Origin of the sequence: Streptomyces sp. NBC_00631 (assembly GCF_045206895.1) — a bacterium.
In the GTDB taxonomy this organism is placed as follows: domain Bacteria; phylum Actinomycetota; class Actinomycetes; order Streptomycetales; family Streptomycetaceae; genus Streptomyces.
On sequence record NZ_CP107734.1, the window covers coordinates 7,222,849 to 7,248,868 of the forward strand.

The 26,020-nt window shown below is 73.0% G+C and carries 16 protein-coding genes; 12 read left to right on the forward strand and 4 right to left on the reverse strand.

Annotation, left to right across the window (positions count from 1 at the left end; translation table 11 throughout):
* The first annotated feature begins 58 nt into the window (after positions 1-58).
* From OHB00_RS33365 to moeZ, 5 genes are all read left to right on the forward strand, one after another.
* The gene (locus OHB00_RS33365; protein ID WP_406446101.1) at positions 59-1,771 is read left to right on the forward strand and encodes a glycosyltransferase; all 1,713 of its coding nucleotides are present in this window, start codon (positions 59-61) and stop codon (positions 1,769-1,771) included.
* A complete protein-coding gene (locus OHB00_RS33370) occupies positions 1,768-3,099 on the forward strand; it encodes a hypothetical protein (protein WP_406440302.1) in 1,332 nt (443 codons plus the stop codon). The genes OHB00_RS33365 and OHB00_RS33370 overlap by 4 nt, the downstream gene beginning before the upstream one ends.
* A 181-nt stretch (positions 3,100-3,280) precedes the next feature.
* Positions 3,281-4,240 (forward strand): NAD-dependent epimerase/dehydratase family protein, encoded by a 960-nt coding sequence (locus OHB00_RS33375; protein WP_406440304.1) that lies wholly within the window; start codon positions 3,281-3,283, stop codon positions 4,238-4,240.
* Positions 4,228-4,977 (forward strand): spherulation-specific family 4 protein, encoded by a 750-nt coding sequence (locus tag OHB00_RS33380; RefSeq protein ID WP_406440306.1) that lies wholly within the window; start codon positions 4,228-4,230, stop codon positions 4,975-4,977. Before OHB00_RS33375 ends, OHB00_RS33380 begins: the two co-directional genes overlap by 13 nt.
* Positions 4,978-5,040: 63 nt before the next feature.
* The gene (gene moeZ, locus OHB00_RS33385; protein WP_406440308.1) at positions 5,041-6,219 is read left to right on the forward strand and encodes an adenylyltransferase/sulfurtransferase MoeZ; all 1,179 of its coding nucleotides are present in this window, start codon (positions 5,041-5,043) and stop codon (positions 6,217-6,219) included.
* Between the two features lie 62 nt (positions 6,220-6,281).
* On the opposite strand, the gene OHB00_RS33390 is transcribed toward moeZ, so the two are convergent.
* The 3 genes from OHB00_RS33390 to OHB00_RS33400 all read right to left on the reverse strand — a co-directional run bounded on the left by OHB00_RS33390 (position 6,282) and on the right by OHB00_RS33400 (position 12,451).
* Positions 6,282-7,838: an alpha/beta hydrolase gene (locus tag OHB00_RS33390; RefSeq protein WP_406440310.1), complete on the reverse strand. Its 1,557-nt coding sequence runs from the start codon at positions 7,836-7,838 to the stop codon at positions 6,282-6,284.
* 180 nt (positions 7,839-8,018) lie between these two features.
* Entirely contained in the window at positions 8,019-9,560 is a 1,542-nt protein-coding gene (locus tag OHB00_RS33395) for an alpha/beta hydrolase (RefSeq protein ID WP_406440312.1), read from the reverse strand.
* Between the two features lie 62 nt (positions 9,561-9,622).
* The gene (locus OHB00_RS33400; RefSeq protein ID WP_406440313.1) at positions 9,623-12,451 is read right to left on the reverse strand and encodes a lysylphosphatidylglycerol synthase domain-containing protein; all 2,829 of its coding nucleotides are present in this window, start codon (positions 12,449-12,451) and stop codon (positions 9,623-9,625) included.
* Positions 12,452-12,612: 161 nt separating this feature from the next.
* Here OHB00_RS33400 and OHB00_RS33405 point away from each other — a divergent pair, with 161 nt between their 5' ends.
* The 6 genes from OHB00_RS33405 to OHB00_RS33430 all read left to right on the forward strand — a co-directional run bounded on the left by OHB00_RS33405 (position 12,613) and on the right by OHB00_RS33430 (position 23,255).
* A complete protein-coding gene (locus tag OHB00_RS33405) occupies positions 12,613-12,999 on the forward strand; it encodes an MGMT family protein (protein WP_406440315.1) in 387 nt (128 codons plus the stop codon).
* A gap of 266 nt (positions 13,000-13,265) precedes the next feature.
* On the forward strand, positions 13,266-16,559 hold the full coding sequence (locus tag OHB00_RS33410; protein WP_406440317.1) for an ATP-dependent helicase: 3,294 nt from the start codon (positions 13,266-13,268) through the stop codon (positions 16,557-16,559).
* An 82-nt stretch (positions 16,560-16,641) separates the two neighbouring features.
* Positions 16,642-20,112, forward strand: a complete 3,471-nt coding sequence (locus tag OHB00_RS33415; protein WP_406440319.1) for a UvrD-helicase domain-containing protein — start codon at positions 16,642-16,644, stop codon at positions 20,110-20,112.
* A gap of 10 nt (positions 20,113-20,122) precedes the next feature.
* Positions 20,123-21,526, forward strand: a complete 1,404-nt coding sequence (locus OHB00_RS33420; RefSeq protein ID WP_406440321.1) for a dipeptidase — start codon at positions 20,123-20,125, stop codon at positions 21,524-21,526.
* Between the two features lie 150 nt (positions 21,527-21,676).
* Complete coding sequence (gene nudC, locus OHB00_RS33425; protein WP_406440322.1) at positions 21,677-22,621, forward strand: NAD(+) diphosphatase; 945 nt, start codon at positions 21,677-21,679, stop codon at positions 22,619-22,621.
* 10 nt (positions 22,622-22,631) lie between these two features.
* Entirely contained in the window at positions 22,632-23,255 is a 624-nt protein-coding gene (locus OHB00_RS33430) for a class I SAM-dependent methyltransferase (protein WP_406440324.1), read from the forward strand.
* 41 nt (positions 23,256-23,296) lie between these two features.
* Here OHB00_RS33430 and OHB00_RS33435 read toward each other — a convergent pair whose 3' ends face one another.
* Positions 23,297-23,539 carry a mycoredoxin gene (locus OHB00_RS33435; RefSeq protein ID WP_234542942.1) on the reverse strand — a complete coding sequence of 81 codons (243 nt, stop codon included), beginning with the start codon at positions 23,537-23,539 and terminating at the stop codon, positions 23,297-23,299.
* 178 nt (positions 23,540-23,717) lie between these two features.
* Here OHB00_RS33435 and OHB00_RS33440 point away from each other — a divergent pair, with 178 nt between their 5' ends.
* On the forward strand, positions 23,718-25,913 hold the full coding sequence (locus OHB00_RS33440; protein WP_406440326.1) for an ATP-dependent DNA helicase UvrD2: 2,196 nt from the start codon (positions 23,718-23,720) through the stop codon (positions 25,911-25,913).
* Positions 25,914-26,020 lie beyond the last annotated feature (107 nt).

The following is a 26,020-nucleotide window of genomic DNA, read 5'->3' on the forward strand; positions in this document are numbered from 1 at the left end:
ATCGATCGGGGGTGCACACGTGCGCATCGGACTGCTTACGGAGGGTGGCTATCCGTATGTGAGCGGTGACGCCAGACTCTGGTGCGACCGGCTCGTGCGCGGGCTCGGGCAGCACGAGTTCGACCTCTACGCGCTCAGCCGCACCCGCCGACAGGAGGACGAGGGCTGGCTGCCGCTGCCGCCGCACGTCAGCCGGGTGCGGACGGCCCCCCTGTGGGCCGCCGAGGAGGACGGGGTCAGGTACGGACGGCGCGCACGCCGGCGCTTCGCCGAGAGCTACGGCGAACTCGCGGGGGTGCTGTGTGCCGGTCCGGGCGCGGACGGCGCGGACGTTCCGCACAGCGTGGACGGGCAGAACGCCGCGGACGCCACCGGAGCCGCACCCGGCTCCCTGGCGGACCGTTTCCGCAACGCGCTCCACGGACTTGCCGAACTCGCCCGCGACGAGGGCGGACTGGTCGGCGCGCTCCGCTCCGACACCGCCGTACGCGCGCTGGAGCGCGCCTGCCGCGCGCCCGGCGCACTCCGTACGGCGCGCGAGGCGCGCGTACCCGATCTGCTCGCCGTCACCGCACATCTCGAACGCGCGCTTCGCCCCCTCTCCCTGGACTGGTACGGCGACGACGGCCTCGGCGCGGCCGACCTCTGCCACGCCACCGCCGGTGGCCCGGCCGCCCTGGCCGGGCTGCTCGCCGGGCACTTCTCCGGCGTGCCGCTGCTGGTCACCGAGTACGGCGTGCACCTGCGCTCGCACTACCTCGCCTTCGGCTCCGACGCGGCCACCCCCGCCGTCCGCGCCCTGCTCGCCGCCTTCCACGGCCGCCTCGCCGCCGAGGTCTACCGGCGCGCCGCGATCATCACTCCGGGCAACGCGCACGCCCGTCGCTGGCAGGAGCGCTGCGGCGCCGCCCGCGCCCGTATCCGTACCGTCCATCCCGGCATGGCGGCCGCCCGGTTCACCGAGGTGGGCGAGGCGCCGGACCGCGCCGACCCCGACACGCTCGTGTGGGTCGGCCGTGTCGAGCCGGCCAAGGACCTGGTGTCACTGCTGCACGCCTTCGCCGAGATCCGCAAGGAGGAGCCCAAGGCGCGACTGCGGCTCGTGGGCGCCCCGGCGGGACCGGAAGGCGAGGCCTATCTGGGGCACTGCAGGGCGCTCGCCGCGCAGCTCTTCCCCGACGAGGCCGAGGGTCTGCACGCCGTCGGCGACAACCCGGTCTCCTTCGAGGAGATAGGCGGCCCGGAGGCACCGACCCTCGCCGACGCCTACGCGTCCGGCGCGGTCGTCGTGCTCTCCAGCGTCGTCGAGGGCTTCCCGGTGGGGCTCGTGGAGGCGATGCTCTGCGGCCGGGCGACCGTCTCCACGGACGTCGGCGCCGTGGTGGAGGCCATCGGCGGCACCGGGCTCGTCGTACCCCCGCGCAATCCACGGGCGCTCGCGGAGGCGTGCGTGGCGCTGCTGCGCGACCCCGAGCGCCGTGAGCGCCTCGGAGCGGCCGCGCGCGCCCGTGCGCTCGAACTGTTCACCGTCGAGCAGAACATCGCAGCATTTCACAGCATTTACCTGGAGATCGTCTCGCACTGCCCGGTACGGCGGGTCGTCGTCGACCGGGCGGGCGAGCCCCTGCCGTTCGCCGTCCCCGCCGAGGCCCGTGTGCCCGGCCACTGGACCGGTCCCACGGCCCGCGTCGCGCATCGCGCCGGACCCGGCTGGGGTCTGGGCACCGCCATGCGGCCCACTCCGCGCGCGGCCACCGAGGGGGCGTTGTGAGCGGCGACGAGGTCGGCGCGCTGAACGGCGGTCCGGGAGAGCTCGACCGGCCCGGGCGCCCGGGCGCGGCCGTCGCCTGGGACGCGAGACCGGAGGAATGGCTCCTGGGAGTCGACGAGGACGGCTCGGGGGACGCCTTCCCCGCTGACGGGCCGCAGGGAGCCGATGAGGTCTTTTCGGGCGGCCGGACCACTGCGAAGGGCACCGCCGGCAGCCGCGGTTCCACGCCCCGCCGAGGCGCCACCGCCGACCCCGTCAAGGCGTTGATGCACCGCCACCGTGCGCTCTGCGAGCGGGCCGTGGACCCTCTGGAGATCGCGGCCGGCCTCGAAGCGCACGGCGTCACCGACCGCACCGCCGCCCGTTTCCGGCACCGTGACGTCTTCTCGCTCGCTGAAGAGCTCTACGCACGCGTGCCCCGCGACGACGCCCCCCACCCGCTCCCCGGACCGGCGCCGGCGCCCCGCTTCCGCGTCGACCGGGTGCTGCTCACGCTCCTCCCGGGCGCCGTGTGCGCGGCGGCCGTGACCGGCGTACGGCTCACGGAGGGCCGCCCTCGTCTCCTGGTGGCCGTCGTCGGCGTGCTCGCCCTCGCCCTGGCCGTACGCTCGGCCCTGCGGCGCGGCCCCCTGGCGGTGCCGGTCCGTGGGCCCGCCTGGCACACCGCCACCGGCACCCGCGCGTGGACCTGCTGGCTCCTCGCCTACGCCCTCCTCGGCGACGGCCTGCTGCGGGCCGTCGTGGACGGCGGCCCCGAGGGGCTCCCGACCGGCGCCGCGCACGGCACCTGGCCGGTGACCACGGCGCCCGTCCTCGCCCTCACCCTGGCCTGCGCCCCGGCGGCCTGGAGCACCCACCTGTTCACGGCGGGCGCCCGCCGCAGGCTCGCGAGCAGCCGGGGCCTGGAGGAGTTCACCGGCGCCGTGCAGCCGTCGCTGCTCGGCACGTTCGCCCTCTTCCTCGGCGCCCTCACCGCGCTGCTCGCCCTGTGCGGCGCCGCCCTCGGCGAACCCGCCGGCTATCCGGCGGCCCTCACCCTCGGCGCCCTCTTCCTGCTCGCCCGCCTCCTCGCCGTCCACCACGTCCCGCAGGGGCCCGCCCCCGCCGCCGCGGCCGCCACGGAAGCAGCGGCCGTGGCCCTCGTCCTGGCCGGCCGGCTGCCAGGCTGCGCCTTCCTGGCCACGCCCGTCGACGCCCTGGTCGACACCTGGGGACCGAACGCGGTCCCGGCGCTCGGCTGCGGCGCCGCAGCCCTGGCACTGCTGTTCCGGGCGACCCGCACCCTCACCCGGGCCTCGGCCCACGCGCCGACGGGAGCCCCGGAGTGAACACAGCCGCCGATGTCCTCGCACGCCTCGCCGAGCCGTCCCGGCGGCAGGCGCCCGGCACTCCGCCGGAGGCAACCGCACCATCCCTCGAAGGAGACCACCAGATGACCACCTCCCGACCCGGACCCGGAGCGTCCGGAACCACCGGAGTCGCCGGAGCGCACACCCCGGGAGCCGCACGATGAGGGTTCTGCTGATCGGAGCCAACGGATACCTCGGCCGCTTCGTCGCCGACCGGCTGCTCGCCGACCCGGCCGTCCAGCTCACCGCGCTCGGCCGCGGCGACGACGCCGACGTCCGCTTCGACCTCGCCACCGGCAGCCCCGGCGCGCTCACCCGTTTCCTCGACGCGGTCCACCCGGGCGTCATCGTGAACTGCGCCGGCGCCACCCGCGGCGGCGCCCGCGAACTCACCCGGCACAACACCGTCGCCGTCGCCACCGTCTGCGAGGCCCTGCGCCGCAGCGGCTGCGGCGCCCGCCTGGTGCAGGTCGGCTGCAGCTCCGAGTACGGCCCGAGCCAGCCCGGCTCCTCCACCGCCGAGGACGCCGTACCCCGCCCCGGCGGCCCGTACGGCGTCAGCAAGCTCGCCGCCACCGAACTCGTCCTCGGCTCCGGCCTGGACGCCGTCGTCCTGCGCGTCTTCTCGCCGGCCGGGCCGGGCACCCCGGCCGGCTCCCCGCTCGGCCGCCTCGCCGAGGCCATGCGCCGCGCCATGCAGTCCGGCGACGGCGAACTCAAACTCGGCGGCCTCGGCGCCCAGCGCGACTTCGTCGACGTACGCGACGTCGCCCGCGCCGTCCACGCGGCCTCGCTCTCCGCCGCACAGGGCGTCATCAACATCGGCTCCGGCCGCGCCGTCCGGCTCCGCGACGCCGCGGGCGTCCTCGCCAGGGTCGCCGGATACGGCGGCGCCCTGCACGAGCTGGACGGCCCGCCCGGCCCGCTGCGCAGCGCCATCGGCCACCCCCGGATGGACGGCGAGCACACCGGCCCGGTCGCGTACCCGTACCCGGACGGCTGCGGCAGCTGGCAGCAGGCCGACGTGCGCTGCGCCCGCGACCGGCTCGGCTGGCGGCCCCGCATCAACCTCGAAGAGTCCCTCGCGGACATCTGGATGGAGGCGGCATGCCGCATCTGACCAGTACCCGGGCGGGCGCCGCGGCCACCGGAGTCCGCACCGCCGTCGGCATCCCCGGCTACGCCCACCCCCTGCTCGCCCCCGCCCAATGGGCCGAGCTCACCCGCCCCGGCGTCCCCTTGGACTGGGTCGTCCTCGACGTGGCGAACGGCCCCGGCAGCCGCCCCGACCCGCACTGCCTGGAGGCGGCCGGCCGGCTCCGCAACGCGGACGTCCGCGTCCTCGGCCACCTGGACAGCACCTACGGTGCCCGCCCCCACGGAGACCTGATCACCGAGGCTCATCGCTTCCACGACTGGTACCGCGTCGACGGCTTCCTGCTGGACCGGTGCCCCACCGAGCGCTCCGCGCTCCCCGAGGTCCGCCGCGCGGTCGCCGCGCTGCGCGCCGTCGGTGACGAGCCCCACATCGTCCTCGGCCACGGCACCCACCCCTACCCGGGTTACGCCGAGAACGCCGACCAGCTGGTGACCTTCGCGGGGCCCTGGAGCGACTACCGCTGGTCCCAGGTGGCCGAGTGGACCGCCGACTACCCGCCCGACCGCTTCTGCCACTTCGTGCACGGCGTGCCCCTCGGCCATCTCGACGAGGCGCTGCGCATCGCCCGCTGGCAGGGCGCCGCCACGATCTACTTCACCGACCGGACCGACAGCTGGGGCCGGGCGGACCCCTGGGAGACCGTGCCCGGTTACTGGGACGAGATCGTCTCGCGGATCGGAACGGGTGTCTCGGAATGAAGAAGCCCGTGGCAGTGTTACAGGGAGAACAACTGTAGTGATTGACCGATCAACGGAGTCCCCGTGTCGCTGCCACCCCTGGTCGAGCCAGCCTCTGAGCTCACCGTAGACGAGGTCCGCAGGTACTCCCGCCACCTGATCATCCCTGACGTCGGGATGGACGGGCAGAAGCGGCTCAAGAACGCCAAGGTGCTCTGTGTGGGCGCCGGCGGCCTGGGCTCGCCTGCGCTGATGTACCTGGCCGCCGCGGGCGTCGGCACTCTGGGCATCGTGGAGTTCGACGAGGTCGACGAGTCGAACCTGCAGCGCCAGATCATCCACAGCCAGGCCGACATCGGCCGCTCCAAGGCCGAGTCCGCCCGTGACTCCGTTCTCGGCATCAACCCGTACGTGAACGTGATCCTTCACGAAGAGCGGCTTGAGGCCGAGAACGTGATGGGCATCTTCAGCCAGTACGACCTGATCGTCGACGGCACCGACAACTTCGCCACCCGCTACCTGGTGAACGACGCCTGCGTGCTGTTGAACAAGCCGTACGTCTGGGGTTCCATCTACCGCTTCGACGGCCAGGCCTCGGTCTTCTGGTCCGAGCACGGCCCCTGCTACCGCTGCCTCTACCCGGAGCCCCCGCCGCCGGGCATGGTCCCCTCCTGCGCCGAGGGCGGCGTCCTCGGCGTGCTGTGCGCGTCGATCGGCTCCATCCAGGTCACCGAGGCCATCAAGGTCCTCACCGGCACCGGTGAGCCCCTCGTCGGCCGGCTGATGATCTACGACGCCCTGGAGATGCAGTACCGCCAGGTCAAGGTCCGCAAGGACCCGAACTGCGCGGTCTGCGGCGAGAACCCGACCGTCACCGAGCTCATCGACTACGAGGCCTTCTGCGGCGTCGTCTCCGAGGAGGCCCAGCAGGCGGCGGCCGGCTCGACGATCACTCCCAAGCAGCTCAAGGAGTGGATCGACGACGGTGAGAACATCGAGATCATCGACGTCCGCGAGCCGAACGAGTACGAGATCGTCTCCATCCCGGGCGCCAAGCTGATCCCGAAGAACGAGTTCCTCCTCGGCACCGCCCTGGAGGGGCTGCCCCAGGACAAGAAGATCGTCCTGCACTGCAAGACGGGTGTCCGCAGTGCGGAGGTCCTCGCGGTCCTGAAGTCCGCGGGCTTCGCCGACGCGGTCCACGTCGGCGGCGGCGTGATCGGCTGGGTCAACCAGATCGAGCCGTCGAAGCCGGTCTACTGAGCACAGGCTCCGCGACGGGCGGGGGCCCCGGGCACCACAGGTGTCCGCGGCCCCCGCCTTCGTCATGAGCAGACCGTGCCGTCCTTCGGGACCGTGCCGCTGACCAGATAGGCGTTCACCGCCGAGTCCACGCAGTCGCTGCCGCTTCCGTACGCGCCGTGGCCCTCGCCCTTCCAGGTCAGCTCGACGCCGACACCCTTGCCCAGTTCGTCGGCCATCTTCCGGGCGCCCTCGTACGGGGTCGCCGGATCGCCCGTGTTGCCCACCAGCAGGATCGGGGCCGCGCCCGGCGCGCTCACCTCCGGGGTGTCGTACTGCCCGGCCACCGGCCAGTCGTGGCACCAGCCGGCCGAGTCCCAGCCCAGGAAGTCCCCGAAGACGGGCGAGACCTTCTCGAACCGGGGCAGCAGCTTCTTCGTCTCGGCGAGCGTCGGACGCTCCTTGTCGTCCAGGCACGATATGACCCGTTGCGCGTGCGTGGTCGTGCCGTAGTGCCCCGAGGAGTCCCGCTCGTTGTACTGGTCGGCGAGCGAGAGCAGCTCCGAGCCGTCGCCCTCCTCGGCCGCCTTGAGCGCGCTGGTCAGTGTCGGCCAGCTGTCCTGGCTGTACAGCGGCAGCACGATGCCGGTGACCGCGAGGGTCTGTGTCAGCTTGCGCCCGGACGAGGTGGGCAGCGGTGTGGCGTCCAGCCGCCTGAGCAGATCGACGATCTTCTGGGAGCCCTGCTTCGGGTCCTGGCCGGTGGACTTGAGGTAGTCGTCCAGGGCCCGCTGGAAGCCGGCGGCCTGGTTCTTCTCCTGGCCGACCGAGTCGGCGGTCGGGTCCACCACCGCGTCCAGGATCAGCCGCCCCACCTTCTTCGGGAACAAGTGGGCGTACACACCGCCCAGTTCGGTGCCGTAGGAGATGCCGAAGTAGTGCATCTTCGCGTCGCCGAGGACCTGGCGCATCAGGTCCATGTCGCGGGCCGTGTCGGTCGTGGACACATGCGCGATCAGCTTGCCGGCTGCCTTCTCGCAGCCCTTGCCGAAGTCGGCGGCGTCCTGGAAGTACGCCTTCTCCTCGGCGGCGGTGTCCGGTGTCGCGTCGACCGACTCGGCGCTCTGGATGTCCTTGTCGCTGCGGCAGCGGATCCCCTCACTCGCTCCCACCCCGCGCGGGTCCCAGCTCACCAGGTCGTACCGCTCGCGCAGCGCGGAGACGGTGGAGGCGTAGTACGGCATCGTCGAGACGCCGGAGCCGCCCGGCCCGCCGAAGTTGAACAGCAGTGAGCCGATCCGCTTCCCCGAACCGCCGCTCGCCTGCGCCCGTATCAGCGCCAGCCCGATCGTCTCCCCGGCCGGCTTCGCCCAGTCCAACGGCACCCTGAGCGTCGCGCACCGCCACTCGTCCCCGGGCGCGGCGGAGTCCGAAGTGGCCTTGCAGCGGCCCCAGTCGAGCTTCTGGGAGGTGAGGGAAGCGGGCAGGGCGGCCGAGCCGCCGGTGGCGGACGTGGCCGTCGACTGCTGCGGGGACGAGGGCTTTCCCTCGTCCGCACCCCCGCCTGGCGTCCCGCCACTGCACCCGGCCACGAGCAGCGCCGCGGCAACGGCGGCCGCCCACCGTACATATCGCAACATGCGTGCACACCCCCCACACAGGCTCTCCGCAGGTTCGTCGCGGGAGAGCGGTCAGGCCATAGTAGGCGGATCGAGCAGAGCCCGTGAAAGCCTGTGGATAACCGTCTGACCTGCGGTTCTGCAGCGCACCCCGGAGGGCCACGGGAACTGTGCGACCAGCCGCGCCGCGGCTGCGGACGCCTACGTACAGATCTCCCCGGCCCTGGGCACCGTCCCCTCCAGCAGATAGCCGTTCACGGCACCCTGCACGCACCTGTTCTTGCTGTCGTACGCCCCGTGCCCCTGTCCCTTGTACGTCAGCTCGACCCCGACGCCCTTCCCGAGCGCGTCCACCATCTTCTTCGCGCCCTCGTACGGCGTCGCCGGGTCCCCGGTGTTGCCCACGACCAGGATCGGCGCCGACCCGGGGGCGCTGACGTCGGGATGGTCGGCGGCGCCCGGTACCGCCCAGTCGGTGCAGCTGACCATCCCCCAGGCGAGGTAGTCGCCGAACAGCGGGGAGGCGGCGCGGAACTCGGGCACTTTCTGCTGCACGTAGTCGGCGGTGTACCGCGGCTTCTCGTCGGCGCAGTTGATGGCGATGTTCGCCGCCGTGATGTTGCTGTACTCGCCGTTCTGGCTGCGGCCGTTCATCGAGTCGGACAGCAGCATCAGGATCTTCCCGTCGCCGTCGTACGCCTCTTCGAGCCCCTCGGTGAGGTACTCCCAGAAGTCCTTGGAGTACAGGGACTGGGCGATGCCGTTGGTGGCGGCGGTCTGGGTCAGCATGCGGGGGAGGATGCCGGGGATCGGTTTCGCGTCGAGGTCCGCGAGGAGCTTGGCGATACGGTCCTTCACGTCCTGCGGGGTGGCGCCGATCGGGCACTCCGTCTTCTTCGACGTGCAGTCCTCGGCGAAGTTGTCGAGTGCGAGCTGGAAGCCCTTGGCCTGTCCGAGCGAGCTCTGCTCCGGGTCCTGGGTGGGGTCGACGACGGCGTCGAAGACGGCCCGGCCCACGTTCTTCGGGAACAGGTGGGCGTAGACGCCGCCGAGTTCGGTGCCGTAGGAGATGCCGAAGTAGTGCATCTTCGCGTCGCCGAGGACCTGGCGCATCAGGTCCATGTCGCGGGCGGCGTCGGTGGTGCGCACATGCGGCAGGATCGTCCTGGAGTTCTTCTCGCAGGCGGCGTTGAACTGCTTGGTGCGGTTGACCAGCTGGGTGCGCTCGGCGCTGGTGTCGGGGGTCGCGTCCTGCTGGAAGTAGTCGTCCAGCTGGGCGTCGTTCTCGCACTCGACGGGGTCGCTGCGGCCTACTCCGCGCGGGTCGAAGCTGACCAGGTCGTAGCGGGTGCGCAGGGCCGCGTAGTCCTCGCCGAACGCGGGAAGCGTGGTGACCCCGCTGCCGCCGGGGCCGCCGAAGTTGAAGATCAGGGAACCGATCCGTTTGCTCGCGTCGCCGCTCGCCCTGGCCCGGATCAGGGCGAGGCCGATGGTGGCGCCCTTGGGCTTCGACCAGTCCAGAGGGGCCTTCATGGTGGCGCACTGCCAGGGGCCGCCGCCGGGCAGCGGCGACGGCGAGTCGCCGCCGCCCTCGGCCTCGTCGGGCGCCGGGCAGTTCTTCCAGTCCAGCTTCTGCGCCGTCAGATCCCCGTCCTTGGAACCGTCGCCGCACCCGGTCAGCAAGGAGGACAGCGCCACGGCGGCGGTCAGGGCGGCGACGCGGATCCGGAAGGGGTTCGGCATGCTCCCATCCTGGGGTCGCGCAGTGGCACGCGCGCGGGGCGCGAGCCGTCCGAGGTACGCCCCTAGAGCGCGCCCTTGCGCGAGAGGTGGTTGAAGGCCAGCCAGCCCGGCAGGACCGGCAGCCACAGGGTCAGCAGCCGGTACAGCAGGACGGCGGGCGCCGCGACCTCCTTGGGGAGCCCGACGGCGATCAGGCCCACCGTCAGGGTCGCCTCGACCGCGCCGACACCGCCCGGGGTCGGCGCCGCGGAGCCGAGCGCGTTGCCGGCGAGGAAGACGACGGCGACGCTGGCGATGCTCAACGAGGTCGACTGGTCGCCGAACGCGCGGATGGAGGCGTCCAGGCACATCACGAAGCAGGCGGTCAGCAGCAGCATGCCGCCGATGCCGGTGACGAGCTTCTGCGGGCGCTGCAGCACGTCCAGCATGCGTGGCACGACTCCCGCGAAGAGCGACCGCACGCGCGTGCTGACGAACTTCCGCAGGAACGGCACCGAGGTCACCACGAGGACCAGTACCGCGACGGTCAGCAGGCCCGCGATGACCGTGCGGGACGGCGACAGTGACGGGGTCTTCTCGGTGCCGGTCAGATAACCGAAGGACAGCAGCATCAGGATGTGACAGCCGAGCGAGAACAGCTGCGAGGCGCCCACGCTGGCCACCGCGAGCCCGGGGCGCACTCCCGCGCGCTGCAGGAAGCGCGTGTTGAGGGCGACACCGCCGACGGCGGCGGGCGCCACGATCTTCACGAAGGAGCCGGCGACCTGCGCCGCCACGGTGCGCGGGAACGGCACCCGCTCCGGCACGAACCCGAGCAGCGACATCGCGGCGGCCACATAGCTGATCGCCGAGAACAGCACCGCGGCGATCACCCAGCCCCACTGGGCGTTCGCGACCAGCGGGCCGAACTCGATGTGGGTGAGCTGGGTCAGCAGGTAGTACCCGCCGATCGCGCCGGCGATGACGCTGATGAGCGTGCGCGGCCGTACCCGCTCCAGACGGGCCGGCTCGACGGGCGCCTGCGGCCTGATCTTCAGCACCTGGTGCCGGATCTGGGTGAGCAGGTCCTCCTCGCGGGCCTCTTCCAGTGCGTCGTCCAGAGCCCGCTTCTCGGCCCGCTGCTCGGCGCGCACCGTCTTCTTGTCGGGTTTCTCGGCCTCCTGCGCGCGGGCCTGCTTGGCCTGCCGGGACGCCTCCAGGACCGCATCCCGCTCCCGCTGGGCGCGCTCCCTGGCCAGTCTTCGCAGCGTCGCGCGCGTGGAGCGCGTCAGCGCGATCGGCTGGAGCATCGGCAGGCAGTCGGCGACGGCGTCGGGGCCGAGGACACCGACCGCCGAGGCCACCGCCCGCTCGGCGCCCACCCGCAGGCCGAGCGTGGTGACGAGCTGCGCGACGTCCATGCGCAGCAGCAGTTCACCGGCCGCGATCTCGCCGCCGCGCAGGTCGGTGAGGATCACCGTGCCGGAACGATCCACCAGGATGGCGTCACCCGCGAGCCTGCGGTGCGCGATCCGGCGCGACTGCAACGCCTGCACCTGGTGCCAGGTGTTGCGCAGCAGCTCGTCGGTGATCTCCTCGTCGGTCAGCGAGTCGAGGGTCCGGCCGCCGGTGTGCTCGTAGACGAGCATCACCGCGTCGGGGCCCAGCTCGGAGGTGGCGATCAGTTTGGGCGCGTTGGCGCCGGCCGCGATCGCCGCGTACGCCAGCAGGGCCTCCTGTTCCAGGGCCTGGCGCAGGGACTGCAGGCTGGAGCGGGTGGCGAAGCCGCGCAGGGTCAGGTTGCGCCACGCCCGGTAGAAGAAGCCCTGGGCCTGCTGTTCCCGGTCGACGACCGTGACGTCCAGCGGCGGGCCGTCCTCCAGCGTGACGAAGTAGCGCCGGCCCCGGTCGCCGTTCTCGGTGTCCAGGGTCTCCTCGCGGGCCGCGCCGACCGGGTGGAAGCCGACGTGCCTGAGGCCCGCCAGCAGGGTGCGTCCGGTGGGACGCACGTTGGGGGAGCCGACCGCGTACAGCGTGCCGTAGGCGACGGTCCAGCCGATCAGCACCGTGAGGATGATCGAGAACGGGGTGGTGTAGCCCGTGACCAGCATGGAGAACGCGTCGAGCAGCAGCACGATCCACAGCACGGACCGCCATCTCGGCCGCCGGGACATGCCGACGGCCGTCATATAGGCGATGACGGGCGCGAGATAGCCGTGCACCGGGTCGGTGAGGGCGTGGATGTCACCGGGAGAGGGCTGGGTGAGCGCCTCCTGGATCGAACCCGGGGCGGCCCTGGCCACCCACAGGTCGGTGGCGAGGGTCACGCCGTGCGCGAGGACGGCCGCGAGCACGCCGTCGGCGATGCGCAGCCCGTCCCGCTTGATCAGCCGCTCGATCGCGAACGCGACCGGGACCAGCAGGATGGCGATGCTGGAGGCCAGTCCCGCGAACCTGATCAGCAGGTCCGGGGCCTGTCCGGTGCCCTTGTTGATGTCCTGTTCGAGACCGGAGGTGGTGCCGTGCGCGAACGCCGAGATGCCGAGCAGCACGGCGATGGCGAGCACGCCGACCAGGAGCCGCATGAGGTCGGAGGGGCGGTGTACGCGCGCGGGGAGCAGCGGTTCGTCGCCCTCCACCTCGTCGGTGTGCGTCTCGTCGGGCACGTTTTCCGCCTCGGCGGCGTCGGGGTCTTCGGCGGGGGCCTGGTGCGCGGAGTCCGGCTTCACGAGGTCCGGCCGTGCGGGTTCCGGCCGTGCGGCGGCCGGGCGACCGGCTTCCGGCTGTGCGGCTTCCGGCTGTGCGGTACCGGGTTCCGCCGCGTCCGGGCGTGCGGCGGCGTCAGAGGTGCTCGCCCCGCCCTCGGAGGGCACGCCCTGCTGCTCGGTCGTCTCTTCTTGATCTCGTATCACCAGTCACCGCCCGCACGATGGTGGCATGCCCCACCGACACCCGAGGGCATCAGGGTGCAGATGCGGGGGCGCACAGTCTGCCCCAAGCGCCGCGAGAGGGCGAGGCGGAGGCCTGCCGCGGACCGCGCTGGTTGTCGGTGGGGTGCGGCAGGATGGGGCGAATGAACGAGCAGAGCCTTCCCGAGGACACCCGAGAGGGGTATGCGGACGAGCTGCCCGAGTACGCCGAGCGGGTCCTGGAGGTCGCCGAGCGGATCCCGCCCGGGCGCGTGATGACGTACGGCGACGTCGCGGAGTGGCTGGAGGAGGGAGGGCCGCGCCAGGTCGGCCGGGTGATGTCCCTCTACGGCAGTGCCGGCCCGTGGTGGCGGGTGGTGCGTGCCGACGGGGTGCTCCTCCCGGGGCACGAGCTGGGCGCGCTGGACCACTACCGCGCCGAGGGCACCCCGCTGAGGGAGGCGGGCAGGGCCGCGGAGGGCCACCTGCCGCGGCTCGACATGAAGCGGGCGCGGTGGGACGGCGGCGCGGACGCGGGGGCTCACACCTGACAGCTTCCGCCATCGCGGGCCCTCGGGGGGAACCTGTGGCCCGTACGAGGGACACCGGGGACGTCCGTGGCATGACGTACGTTCGTGAGATGTGCGGCCCGTGTGCCGCGAGGGTCCCCCGGGGCGGACGGGAAGAATCGGAAGCTCTGCTTCCGTGCGGTTCGTCGGCGTAGCGTCGGCTGCGCGTGTCCCGCTCACCCCGCGGCCACCCCTGCGCACGCGCGACCGCGAACCGACCAGCACACCCACCAGGACCGGCGAACCACGTGAGCTCCTCTTCCTCCACCAGGCGCCTGCCGCACCCCCAGGTGCGCCAGGGGAACCGTGGCGCTTACCGACTGGTCCGTACCCCGCCTGCCGACGTGGATCCCCCTCCTCTGGACGCCGCACAGCGCGCCGTGGTTGACCACGGGTCCGGCCCACTGCTCGTCCTCGCGGGTCCCGGCACCGGGAAGACCACCACGCTGGTGGAGTCCGTGGCCGCGCGGATCGCCCGCGGCTCGGACCCCGAGCGGATCCTGGTGCTGACGTTCAGCCGCAAGGCCGCCGTCGAGCTGCGCGACCGCATGGCCCTGCGGGTGGGCGCGGCCCGCGCACCCCGGGCGACCACCTTCCACTCGTACTGCTACGCCCTGGTCCGCGCGCACCAGGACAGCGGTCTGTTCGTCGACCCGCTGCGGCTGCTCTCCGGCCCCGAGCAGGACGTCGCCGTCCGCGAGCTGCTGGCCGGTCAGCCCGACCTGGAGCGGCTCGGGCTGAACCATGTGCGCTGGCCCGACGAACTGCGCGCCTGCCTCACCACCCGGGGCTTCGCCGACGAGGTCCGCGCGGTCCTCGCCCGCAGCCGCGAACTGGGCCTGGACCCGGCCGCCCTGGACGCCTTCGCCCGCCGGATCGGCCGCCCCGACTGGCGGGCCGCGGCCGCCTTCCTCGCCGAGTACCTCGACGTCCTCGACCTCCAGGGCGTCCTCGACTACGCCGAACTCGTCCACCGCGCGGTGCTCCTCGCCCACCGCCCCGAGGTCGCCCTGGACCTCGCAGGGCGTTACGACGCCGTGTACGTCGACGAGTACCAGGACACCGACCCGGCCCAGGTGCGCCTGCTGCACGCCCTGGCCGGCGGCGGCCGCACCCTGGTCGCGTTCGGCGACCCGGACCAGTCGATCTACACGTTCCGGGGTGCCGACGTGAACGGCATCCTGGACTTCCCGTCGGCCTTCGCGCCCCCGGACGGCCGTCCCGCCCCGGTGCAGGTGCTGCGCACGTCCCGCCGCTCGGGGACCGGACTGCTGGCCGCGACCCGGCTGCTGACCCAGCGGATGCCGCTGACCCGGCTGCCCGCCGACAAGGTGCGCGCGCACCGCGAACTCACCGCCGCGCGGGACGACGGCCGCGTCGAGGTCTACACGTACCCGACGCCCGGCACCGAACTGGACAACGTCGCCGACATCCTGCGCCGGGCGCACCTGGAGGACGGCGTCCGCTGGAGCGACATGGCCGTCCTGGTGCGCGCCGGGTCCCACACCATCCCGACGGTCCGGCGCGCCCTCACCGCGGCCGGCGTACCCCTGGACATCGACGGTGACGACCTGCCGCTGCGCCACGAACCGGCGGTCGCACCCCTGCTGACGGCGCTACGGGCGGTGGCGACCGCGGAAGCGGCGCACGACGTGGAAGAGGGCGCCTGCTGGCTCGACACCGAGACCGCCCTCACCCTGCTCACCTCCCCCCTCGCCGGCATGGACGCGGCCGACCTGCGCCGCCTCGGCCGTGCCCTGCGCGACGAGGAGCGGGCGGCCGGCAACGCGCTCCCGCCCCCCTCCGACGAACTGCTCGCGAGGGCGCTCGCCGAGCCCGAGCGCCTGGCCGTGCACGATCCCGGGTACGCCCGCGGGGCGCAGCGGCTCGGCGCGCTGCTCAGCCGGGCCCGGGAGTGCCTGACGGGCGGCGGTACGGCCGAGGAGGCGCTGTGGGTCCTGTGGAACGGCACACCCTGGCCCTCGCGCCTGGAGCGCGCCGCCCGCCGCGGCGGCGCGGCCGGCCGTAACGCCGACCGTGACCTGGACGCCGTGTGCGCCCTGTTCGCCACCGCCGCCCGCGCGGAGGAGCGCAGCGGCGGCCGGGGCGCGCTGAACTTCCTCGCGGAGACAGAGGCCGAGGACATCGCCGCCGACACCCTCGCCGGCCGCGCGGTACGCCCCGACGCCGTGCGTCTGATGACCGCGCACCGCGCCAAGGGCCTGGAGTGGCGCCTGGTCGTCGTGGCCGGCGTCCAGGAGGGCCTGTGGCCGGACCTGCGCCGCCGCGGCTCGCTCCTGGAGGCCGACCGCATCGGCCGCGACGGACTCGCCGAGCCGCTCACCCCGGGCGCGCTGCTCGCCGAGGAGCGCCGCCTGTTCTACGTCGCCGCCACGCGCGCGCGTGAACGCCTCGTCGTCACCGCCGTGAAAGCCCCCGCCGACGACGGCGACCAGCCCTCCCGGTTCCTCACCGAACTGGGCGTCGAACCCCAGGACGTCACCGGCCGGCCCCGCCGGCCGCTCGCCGTGGCCGCCCTGGTCGCCGAGCTGCGCGCGACCACCGTCGACCCGCGCGCGTCCGACGCCCTGCGGGACGCCGCCGCCCGCCGCCTGGCCCGGCTGGCCGCGCTCGCCGACGAGGACGGCCGCCCCCTGGTGCCGTCCGCCCACCCCTACCGCTGGTGGGGCATGTTCGAACCGACCGAGAGCAAGGTGCCGCTGCGCGACCGCGACCAGCCCGTGGTGCTCTCCGGCAGCGCCCTCGACCAGCTCGCCAACACCTGCAGCCTGCAGTGGTTCCTGGGCCGCGAGGTGAAGGCCGACGCCCCCGCCACCACCGCCCAGGGCTTCGGCAACGTCGTGCACGTCCTCGCCGACGAGGTCGCCTCCGGCCGTACCCCCGCCGACCTCGCCGTCCTCATGGAGCGCCTGGACTCGGTGTGGAACGCGCTCGCCTTCGACGCGCCCTGGAAGTCGGCGCAGGAGAAGGACAACGCGCGCGTGGCGCTCGAACGTTTCCTGAAGTGGCACGTCCTGGACCGCACCGCACGCACCCCGGTGGCCAGCGAGCAGGACTTCGACGTCACCCTCGGAGCGGGCGACTACGAGGTGCGCATCCGCGGCCAGATGGACCGGGTGGAGACGGACGGCGAGGGGCGCGCGTACGTCGTCGACTTCAAGACCGGCAAGCAGGCGCCCAGCGCGGCCGAGGTGGCCCGCCATCCGCAGCTCGCCGTCTACCAGCTCGCGGTCCGCGAGGGCGCCGTCGACGAGGCCTTCGACGGCGTACGGCCCGAGCCCGGCGGCGCCGAACTGGTCCAGCTCAGACAGGGCGCCGCCCAGCGTGACGGCGGCGAGACCCTGCCCAAGGTGCAGGCGCAGGAGCCGCTGGAGGGGGAGTGGGTCGGAGACCTGCTGGCCACCGCCGCCGGCAAGGTCCTCGACGAACGGTTCGCGCCGACCACCGGCCAGCACTGCACCCACTGCGCCTTCCGCGCGTCGTGCAGCGCCCGGCCGGAAGGGCGGCACGTGGTGGAGTGAGCGCTGTGCCATCGATTGCGCTGTTCCACCGAGTGTCAGTGCTTTTACCGATTGTCAGTGCCCGCCATTAGCCTCTTTCCTCATGCCCGCCCGTATCACCGACCCCGATCAGCTCAAAGAGCTCCTCGGCATCCCGTTCACCCCGGAGCAGACGGCCTGTATCACCGCGCCGCCCGCCCCGCAGGTGATCGTTGCCGGGGCCGGTTCGGGCAAGACGACGGTGATGGCGGCCCGCGTGGTCTGGCTGGTCGGCACCGGGCAGGTGGCTCCGGAGCAGGTCCTCGGCCTGACCTTCACCAACAAGGCGGCCGGTGAACTCGCCGAGCGCGTCCGCAAGGCACTCGCCAGGGCCGGCGTCACCGACCCCGACGTCATCGACCCGGACAATCCGCCCGGCGAGCCGGTCATCTCCACGTACCACGCCTTCGCGGGCCGGCTGCTGACCGACCACGGCCTGCGCATCGGCCTGGAGCCGACCTCCCGGCTGCTCGCCGACGCCACCCGCTACCAGCTCGCCGCGCGGGTGCTGCGCGAGGCCCCCGGCCCCTACCCGGCCCTCACCCGCTCCTTCGCCGACCTGGTGAGCGACCTGCTCACCCTCGACTCCGAGCTCGCCGAGCACCTGGTGCGCCCCGAGGAGCTGCGGGCCTGGGACGCCGGTCTGCTGAACACCCTGGCGGGCGTCAAGCTCGGCAACGCCGACCTGCGCAAGGTCCCCGAGACCGCAGCCGCGCGCCGTGAACTGGCCGAGCTGGTCGTCCGCTACCGGGCCGCCAAGCGCGAGCGGGACCTGCTCGACTTCGGCGACCAGATCGCGCTGTCCGCGGCTCTGGCCGGCATCGCCGAGGTGGGCAGGCTGCTGCGCGACGAGTTCCGGGTCGTACTCCTCGACGAGTACCAGGACACCTCGGTCGCCCAGCGCGTGCTCCTGGCGGGCCTGTTCGGCGCCGGCACCGGCCACCCCGTGACCGCGGTCGGCGACCCCTGCCAGGCCATCTACGGCTGGCGCGGCGCCTCCGTCGCCAACCTGGACGACTTCCCCGAGCACTTCGCGCACGCCGACGGACGCCCCGCCGCCCGCCAGGCGCTCAGCGAGAACCGCCGCAGCGGCGGCCGCCTCCTCGACCTCGCCAACGGCCTCGCCGAGCCGCTGCGCGCCATGCACGCGGGCGTGGAGGCACTGCGCCCCGCGCCGGGCGCCGAGCGGGACGGCACGGTCCGCTGCGCCCTGCTGCGCACCCACGCCGAGGAGATGGACTGGATCGCCGACTCGGTCGCCCACCTCGTCCGTACCGGCACGGCGCCCGCCGAGATCGCGGTCCTGTGCCGTACGGCGACCGACTTCGCGCAGATCCAGGGCGCACTCGTCGCCCGCGACATCCCCGTCGAGGTCGTCGGCCTCTCCGGGCTGCTGCACCTGCCGGAGGTCGCCGATCTCGTCGCCGTCTGCGAAGTGCTCCAGGACCCCGGCGCCAACGCCTCCCTGGTCCGGCTGCTGACCGGCCCGCGCTGGCGCGTCGGCGCCCGCGACCTCGCCCTCCTCGGCCGCCGTGCCCGGCTGCTGGTGACGCACGCGCGCGTGGGCGACGCCGACGACCCGGACCGCAGGCTCGCCGAGGCCGTCGAAGGGGTCGACCCGTCCGAGGTGATATCCCTCGCGGACGCCCTGGACACGTTCCTGGAGCTGCCGTTCGACAGCGACCGGCAGGACGACGGGCTGCCGTTCTCGCCGGACGCGCGCGTGCGCTTCGCCCGCCTCGCCACCGAGCTGCGCGAGCTGCGCCGCTCCCTGTCCGACCCGCTGATGGACGTCCTGCACCGCGTCCTCGCGGTCACCGGCCTGGAGGTGGAGCTGTCCGCGTCCCCGCACGCGCTGGCCGCCCGCCGCCGCGAGACGCTCTCCAACTTCCTGGACGTCGCCGCCTCCTTCGCGGCCGGCGACCAGGAGGCGACCCTGCTCGCCTTCCTCGGCTTCCTGCGCACCGCCGCCCAGTACGAGAAGGGCCTGGACAACGCCCTGCCCGGCGGCGAGAACACCGTCAAGGTGCTCACCGCGCACAAGGCCAAGGGCCTGGAGTGGGATGTCGTCGCCGTTCCCGGCCTGGTCAAGGGCACCTTCCCGAGCAGCCAGGGGCGGGAGAAGTGGACCGCTCAGGCCAAGGTGCTCCCGCATGCCCTGCGTGGGGACACCGCCACCCTGCCCGACGTCGAGGCCTGGGACTCGCGGGGCATGAAGGCCTTCCACGAGGCCATGAAGGACCATCAGCACACCGAGGAACTCCGCCTCGGTTACGTCACCTTCACCCGCCCCCGTTCGCTGCTCCTCGGCTCCGGCCACTGGTGGGGCCCCAGCCAGAAGAAGCCCCGCGGCCCCTCCGACTTCCTCCGGGCCCTGTACGACCACTGCGCCACCGGACACGGCGAGATCGAGGCCTGGGCCGACGAACCGGAGGAGGACGAGGAGAACCCGGCCCTGCACACGGCGAGCGCCGACCAGGTGTGGCCACTGCCCCTGGACACGGCCGCCCTGGCGCGCCGCCGCGCGGCCGCCGCGACCGTCCTCGCCCACCTGGACGCCGTCACGGCCGAAACCGGCTCAGGCGCTCCCGCCGCCCACGACCCCGCCGCCGTCGAGGACCCGGACTGGCCTCCGCCGCCAGAGGACGAGGAACCCGACCCCGACGAGGACGCCTTCGCGGACGCCGGCTCCGCCGACTGGGACTCCTGGAGCACCGACCGCCCCACGGTCCCGCACCAGGTCGCGCACGCCGAGCGCACGCCCCCGCGCGCGCCGGCGGACGAGCATGCTCCCTTCGTCCCTCTCACCCCCGAGGAAGCCCGCGCCGTCGCCTCCTGGGACCGCGACCTCGACGCGCTCACCGGCGAGCTGCTGCGCGCCCACCGGAGCGTCACCGACGTCCCCCTGCCGGCCACGCTCTCCGCGACCCAGCTGATGCGGCTCGCCGAGGACCCCGACGGGCTCGCGCAGGAACTCGCGCGCCCCATGCCACGCCCTCCGCAACCGGCGGCACGCCGTGGCACCCGCTTCCACGCCTGGGTCGAGGCGCGCTTCGAAGAGCTCACGCTGCCCATGCTGGAGCCCGACGAGTTGCCCGGCAGCGACGCCGAGATCGCCGACGAACGCGACCTCGAAACCCTCAAGGAGGCCTTCGAGCGCACCGAGTACGCGCATCGCACCCCCTACCGCGTCGAGGCCCCCTTCCAGCTCACCCTCGCGGGCCGGGTCGTCAGGGGCCGTATCGACGCCGTCTACCGGACGGATCACGACGACGGGGCGAGGTACGAGATCGTCGACTGGAAGACCAGCCGTGTCCGCCCCGCCGACCCGCTCCAGCTGGCGATCTACCGGATCGGCTGGGCCGAGCAGCAGGGCGTGCCGCCGGAGTCGGTCACGGCCGCGTTCGTGCACGTGCGCACCGGTGAGGTCGAACGACCGGAGGGACTTCCGGACCGGGCCGCCCTGGAAAGGCTGATCGTCGGGCAAACTGAGTGTGACGAATCGCCCGCCGAGGATGTCGGTCCGGGCCGATAGGCTCGTGACCATGAGCCAGACCCCGGACAGCGCCGTCCGTACGTACATCGAGCAGCACCGCGCCGCCTTCCTCGACGACCTCGCAGAATGGCTGCGCATCCCCTCCGTGTCGGCCCAGCCCGAGCACGCTCCCGATGTGCGTCGCAGTGCCGACTGGCTCGCCGCCAAGCTGACGGAGACCGGCTTCCCGACCGTCGAGGTCTGGGAGACACCGGGCGCCCCGGCCGTCTTCGCCGAGTGGCCCGCGGGTGCCCCCGAGGCACCCACGGCCCTCGTCTACGGCCATCACGACGTGCAGCCCGCCGCTCGCGAGGACGGCTGGGACAGCGGGCCCTTCGAGCCCGTCGTCCGAGGGAACCGCCTCTACGCGCGCGGGGCGGCCGACGACAAGGGCCAGGTGTTCTTCCACACACTCGGCGTCCGCGCCCACCTCGCCGCCACCGGCCGCGCCGCGCCCGCGGTCAACCTGAAGCTGCTGATCGAGGGCGAGGAGGAGTCCGGTTCCCCGCACTTCCGCGCCCTGGTCGAGGAGCACGCCGAGCGGCTCGCCGCCGACGTCGTGATCGTCTCCGACACCGGTATGTGGTCCGAGGACACCCCCACGGTGTGCACGGGCATGCGTGGGCTCACCGAGTGCCAGATCGTCCTGCACGGTCCGGACCAGGACATCCACTCCGGCGAGTTCGGCGGTGCCGTGCCCAACCCGGCCACCGTCGCGGCCCGCCTGGTCGCCGCCCTGCACGACGAACACGCGCGGGTGGCGATCCCCGGCTTCTACGAGGGCGTCGTGGAGCCGGGCGACCGCGAGCGGCGGCTGTGGGCCGAACTGCCCTTCGACGAGAAGAGCTGGCTGCGCGGAGCGCACTCGCACGCCACCGCGGGCGAGGCCGGGTACACCACCCTGGAGCGCGTCTGGGCCCGTCCCACCGCCGAGGTCAACGGCATCGGCGGCGGCTACCAGGGCCCCGGCAGCAAGACGATCGTCCCGTCCTCGGCGGAGCTGAAGCTGTCCTTCCGGCTGGTCGCGGGACAGGAACCCGACCGCGTCAACGAGGCCGTCCGCGCCTGGGCCGCCGACCGGATCCCCGCTGGCGTCCGCGCCGAGATCACGTTCCTGCCGGCCACCCGTCCGTGTCTGACCCCGCTCGACCACCCCGGTCTGCAGTCGCTGGCCCGCGCCATGGGGCGGGCCTTCGAGGGACCTGTCCGGTTCACCCGTTCGGGTGGCTCGGGACCGGCCGCGGACCTCCAGGACGTCCTCGGCGCACCCGTCCTCTTCCTGGGCATCTCCGTCCCCTCCGACGGCTGGCACGCCCCGAACGAGAAGGTCGAGCTGGACCTCCTCCTCAAGGGCGTCGAGACCAGCGCCTACCTCTGGGACGACCTCGCCGAGAACTGGCGCCGTGCCCCCTGAGCCACCGACGCCGTCCGGAGCGGCACCGCGAGCGGGGCACACTGGAAGGACCGCCCCGCCCGGCCCCACCCGGCCCGGTCTCCTCCCGCCCTTCGTCCCGCTGAACCACCCGCTGAACCATCCGCTGCACTGGGGGAGTTGGAAGCACCCGTGACCACCTGGACCGACCACACCGCCGACCGACCCATCTCGCTCACCGCCCCGAGCGGCATCGACCGCGCCGCCCACCACCGGCTCGACGAGGCCTGGCTCGCGGCGGCGTGGAGCCACCCCGACACCCGCTGCTTCGTGGTCTCCGGCGGTCAGGTCCTCATCGACGAAACGCCCGAGGGCCGCACCGAACTCGTCATGACACCCTCCTTCGAGGCCCCCCTCACCGAGGCACACCGCTACTTCCTGGGCACCGACGAGGACGGCGTCAGCTACTTCGCCCTCCAGAAGGACGCCCTGCCCGGCCGCATCGACCAGTCCGCGCGCCCGGCCGGCCTGCGCGAGGCCGGACTGCTGCTGTCCCCCAGGGACACGGGCCTGATGGTGCACGCGGTCGGCCTGGAGAACTGGCAGCGCACCCACCGCTTCTGCTCCCGCTGCGGCGAGCGCACGGTCATCGCCGCCGCCGGCCACATCCGCCGCTGCCCCGCCTGCGGCGCCGAGCACTACCCGCGGACCGACCCGGCCGTGATCATGGCCGTCACCGACGAGGACGACCGCATTCTGCTCGGCCGCCAGGTCCACTGGCCGGAGGGCCGCTTCTCCACGCTCGCGGGTTTCGTGGAGCCGGGCGAGTCCATCGAGCAGGCGGTGCGCCGCGAGGTCTTCGAGGAGGCCGGGATCACCGTCGGCCCGGTCGAGTACGTCGCCAGCCAGCCCTGGCCGTTCCCGTCCAGCCTCATGCTCGGCTTCATGGCCCGCGCGACCTCCACGGAGATCAACGTGGACGGCGACGAGATCCACGAGGCCCGCTGGTTCTCCCGCGACGAACTCGGCGCCGCCTTCGACTCCGGTGACGTCCTGCCGCCGTACGGCATCTCGATCGCGGCCCGACTGATCGAGATGTGGTACGGCAAGCCCCTTCCCACGAGGAGCTTCGTCTGAGACGACCGTCGTGACCGCGCGGGAGTACTGGAACCACAACGTCCACTACCACCCCGTGGTGCTGGACGCGGTACCGGAAGGCTGCCGCGCCGCCCTGGACGTCGGCTGCGGCGACGGCCTGCTCGCCGCCGGGCTCGCTGCCAGGGCGGAGTCGGTGACCGGCGTGGACCGGTCGGCGGAGATGATCAGGCAGGCGCGCAAGAGGGACACCGGCAACGTCACCTTCCTGGAGGGCGACTACCTCGACGGCGTCCTCCTCGACGAGGGCAGTTACGACTTCGTCAGCGCCGTCGCCGTCATCCACCACGCCCCCTTCGACGACGCGATCGACCGGCTGGTGGCGCTGCTCGCGCCCGGCGGCCGGCTGGTCATCGTGGGCATGGCGTTCAATCACACCGCTCTGGACTGGGTGATCAGCGGCTGCGGAGTCCCCGCGAGTCGGTTGTACGCGCGTCTGCGAGGCGGCAAGCGGGCCCCGGCCGGGATGCCCGTCGAGGACTCCGCCATGCACTGGGGGGAGGTCCGGCAAGCGACCGGGCACCTGCTCCCCGGCCGCCGGTACCGGCGCCGGCTGCTGTGGCGTTACACGCTGGTGTGGGACAAGCCGGGCGGAACGCGCGAAGGCGGCCCCTGACCAGATCAGGGACCGCCTTGTGCCGGGAAGCGCCGGGGAACCTACGCGCTGACCTTCTGCTTCACCTGGGCCAGCGACGGGTTCGTCAGCGTCGAGCCGTCGGCGAAGAGCACCGTGGGGACCGTCTGGTTTCCGCCATTCGCCTTCTCCACGAACGCGGCCGACTCCGGGTCCTGCTCGATGTTGATCTCGGTGTACGCGATGCCCTCGCGGTCCAGCTGGCTCTTCAGCCGGCGGCAGTAGCCGCACCACGTGGTGCTGTACATCGTCACAGTGCCCTGCATCTCGCTCGCACTCCTTCGGCAGGTCGGGGGAAGGTTCTCCAGGGGAGGAACGTACGCGACCCGTCCGCCATTCCCGCCGTACGAGTGCCCGGCGACACCTGCCGCATTAGTACGACTGCGCCCGGTCGCCTGTGGACAACCGGCACAGCCGTCTCGGGCGACCTGGCAGCATGGCCATGTGACAGCAGCAACGCACTCCTCCCTCTTCCCGCCGGTACCGGACTCTGCCGACGCGGTGCTCGAAGGGCTCGACCCCGAGCAGCGCGCGGTGGCGACCGCGCTGCACGGTCCCGTGTGCGTGCTGGCCGGAGCCGGTACCGGTAAGACCCGTGCGATCACCCACCGGATCGCCTACGGGGTGCGGGCCGGCATCCTCCAGCCGTCCAGCGTGCTCGCCGTCACCTTCACCAACCGCGCCGCCGGGGAGATGCGCGGCCGGCTACGCCAGCTCGGCGCCCAGGGGGTGCAGGCCCGCACCTTCCACTCGGCCGCGCTGCGCCAGCTCCAGTTCTTCTGGCCGAAAGCGATCGGTGGCTCCCTGCCCCGGCTCGTCGACCGCAAGATCCAGCTCGTCGCCGACGCGGCGGCCGCCTGCCGTATCCGCCTCGACCGTGGCGAGCTGCGGGACGTCACCGCCGAGATCGAATGGTCCAAGGTCACCCGGACCGTCCCCGGCGACTATCCGCTCGCGGTCGTCAAGGCCGGCCGGGAGGCCCCCCGCGACCCCGCCGAGATCGCCCAGCTCTACTCGGTCTACGAGGACCTCAAGCGCGACCGCGCGGTCATCGACTTCGAGGACGTCCTGCTGCTGACCGTCGGCATCCTCCAGGACCGGCACGACATCGCCGAACAGGTCCGCACCCAGTACCAGCACTTCGTCGTCGACGAGTACCAGGACGTCAGCCCGCTCCAGCAGCGGCTGCTGGAACTGTGGCTCGGCGACCGCGACAGCCTGTGCGTCGTCGGCGACGCCAGCCAGACGATCTACTCGTTCACAGGAGCAACCCCCGACCATCTGCTGGACTTCCGTACCCGCCACCCCGGGGCCACCGTCGTCAAGCTGGTCCGCGACTACCGCTCGACCCCCCAGGTCGTCCACCTGGCCAACGGTCTGCTGGCCCAGGCCCGCGGCCGGGCCGCCGACCACCGGCTGGAGCTGATCTCCCAGCGCCCCGCCGGACCCGAGCCCGTGTACACCGAGTACACCGACGAGCCCGCCGAGGCCGAGGGCGCCGCCCGCCGCATCCGGGAGCTCGTCGACGCGGGCGTGCCGGCCGCCGAGATCGCCGTGCTGTTCCGCACCAACGCCCAGTCCGAGACCTACGAACAGGCCCTCGCCGACGCCGGGGTGCCCTACCAGCTGCGCGGTGCCGAGCGGTTCTTCGACCGGCCCGAGGTGCGCAAGGCGGGCGTCGCCCTGCGCGCCGCGGCCCGCTTCGGCGGCAACGACGCACTGCTCGACGACACCGTCGACCTGCCCTCCCAGGTGCGTGCGGTCCTCTCCGGCGAGGGCTGGACCACCGAACCCCCGGCCGGCTCGGGCGCGGTCCGGGAGCGCTGGGAGTCGCTGGCCGCCCTGGTCAACCTGGCCCACGACGTCGCCGCCGCCCGGCCCACCGCCGGCCTCGCCGACTTCGTCGCCGAACTCGACGAGCGCGCGGGCGCCCAGCACGCCCCGACCGTCCAGGGCGTCACCCTCGCCTCCCTGCACTCGGCGAAGGGCCTGGAGTGGGACGTCGTCTTCCTGGTCGGCGTCGCCGAGGGCATGATGCCGATCACCTATGCGAAGACCGATGAGCAGATCGAGGAGGAGCGCCGTCTCCTCTACGTCGGCGTGACCCGCGCCAGGGAACGGCTCCATGTCTCCTGGTCCCTCTCCCGCACTCCCGGCGGCAGACCCGGCCGCAGGCCCAGCCACTTCCTGGACGGACTGCGCCCCGGCTCCACCGGCACCGTCGGCCGTGGCGGCGGCACCGGCGGCGCAGGCGTCGAACGCGGCTTCTCCGGCGGCCCCGCGGCCGCACCCCGGCGCACCCAGCGCACTCCCGCCCGCTGCCGGGTCTGCGGACGCACGCTGACCGACGCCGGCGAGATGAAACTGATGCGCTGTGACGACTGCCCGTCAGACATGGACGAGAGTCTCTACGAGCGGCTGCGTGAATGGCGTGCGGACCAGGCCCGGCTCAGCGGCCAGCCGGCCTTCTGCGTCTTCACCGACAGGACGCTGATGGCCATCGCCGAGAGCGCTCCGGACGACGACCGCGAGCTGGCCCGCATCCCCGGCGTCGGCGTGCGCAAGCTCAACCGCTACGGGGCCGATGTTCTGGCCATCTGCGCAGGCCAGGAGCCCGACGGTGAAGTCGCGGCGGACTGATGCGAACTCGTCGAAAAAATAGTTTGCGCATGCCCCGGCAATCCCCATAGGTTCTAGGCACGGAAGCGGCGGCCTTCTCGAAGGCCCGGTTCCGTGTTGTACTTGCA

Coding starts and splice junctions, on each gene's coding strand:
- OHB00_RS33375 (WP_406440304.1), top strand. CDS start 3,281: ATGAGGGTTCTGCTGATCGGAGCCAACGGATACCTCGGCCGCTTCGTC.
- OHB00_RS33380 (WP_406440306.1), top strand. CDS start 4,228: ATGCCGCATCTGACCAGTACCCGGGCGGGCGCCGCGGCCACCGGAGTC.
- OHB00_RS33390 (WP_406440310.1), bottom strand. CDS start 7,838: ATGTTGCGATATGTACGGTGGGCGGCCGCCGTTGCCGCGGCGCTGCTC.
- OHB00_RS33395 (WP_406440312.1), bottom strand. CDS start 9,560: ATGCCGAACCCCTTCCGGATCCGCGTCGCCGCCCTGACCGCCGCCGTG.
- OHB00_RS33405 (WP_406440315.1), top strand. CDS start 12,613: ATGAACGAGCAGAGCCTTCCCGAGGACACCCGAGAGGGGTATGCGGAC.
- OHB00_RS33415 (WP_406440319.1), top strand. CDS start 16,642: ATGCCCGCCCGTATCACCGACCCCGATCAGCTCAAAGAGCTCCTCGGC.
- OHB00_RS33420 (WP_406440321.1), top strand. CDS start 20,123: ATGAGCCAGACCCCGGACAGCGCCGTCCGTACGTACATCGAGCAGCAC.
- OHB00_RS33435 (WP_234542942.1), bottom strand. CDS start 23,539: ATGCAGGGCACTGTGACGATGTACAGCACCACGTGGTGCGGCTACTGC.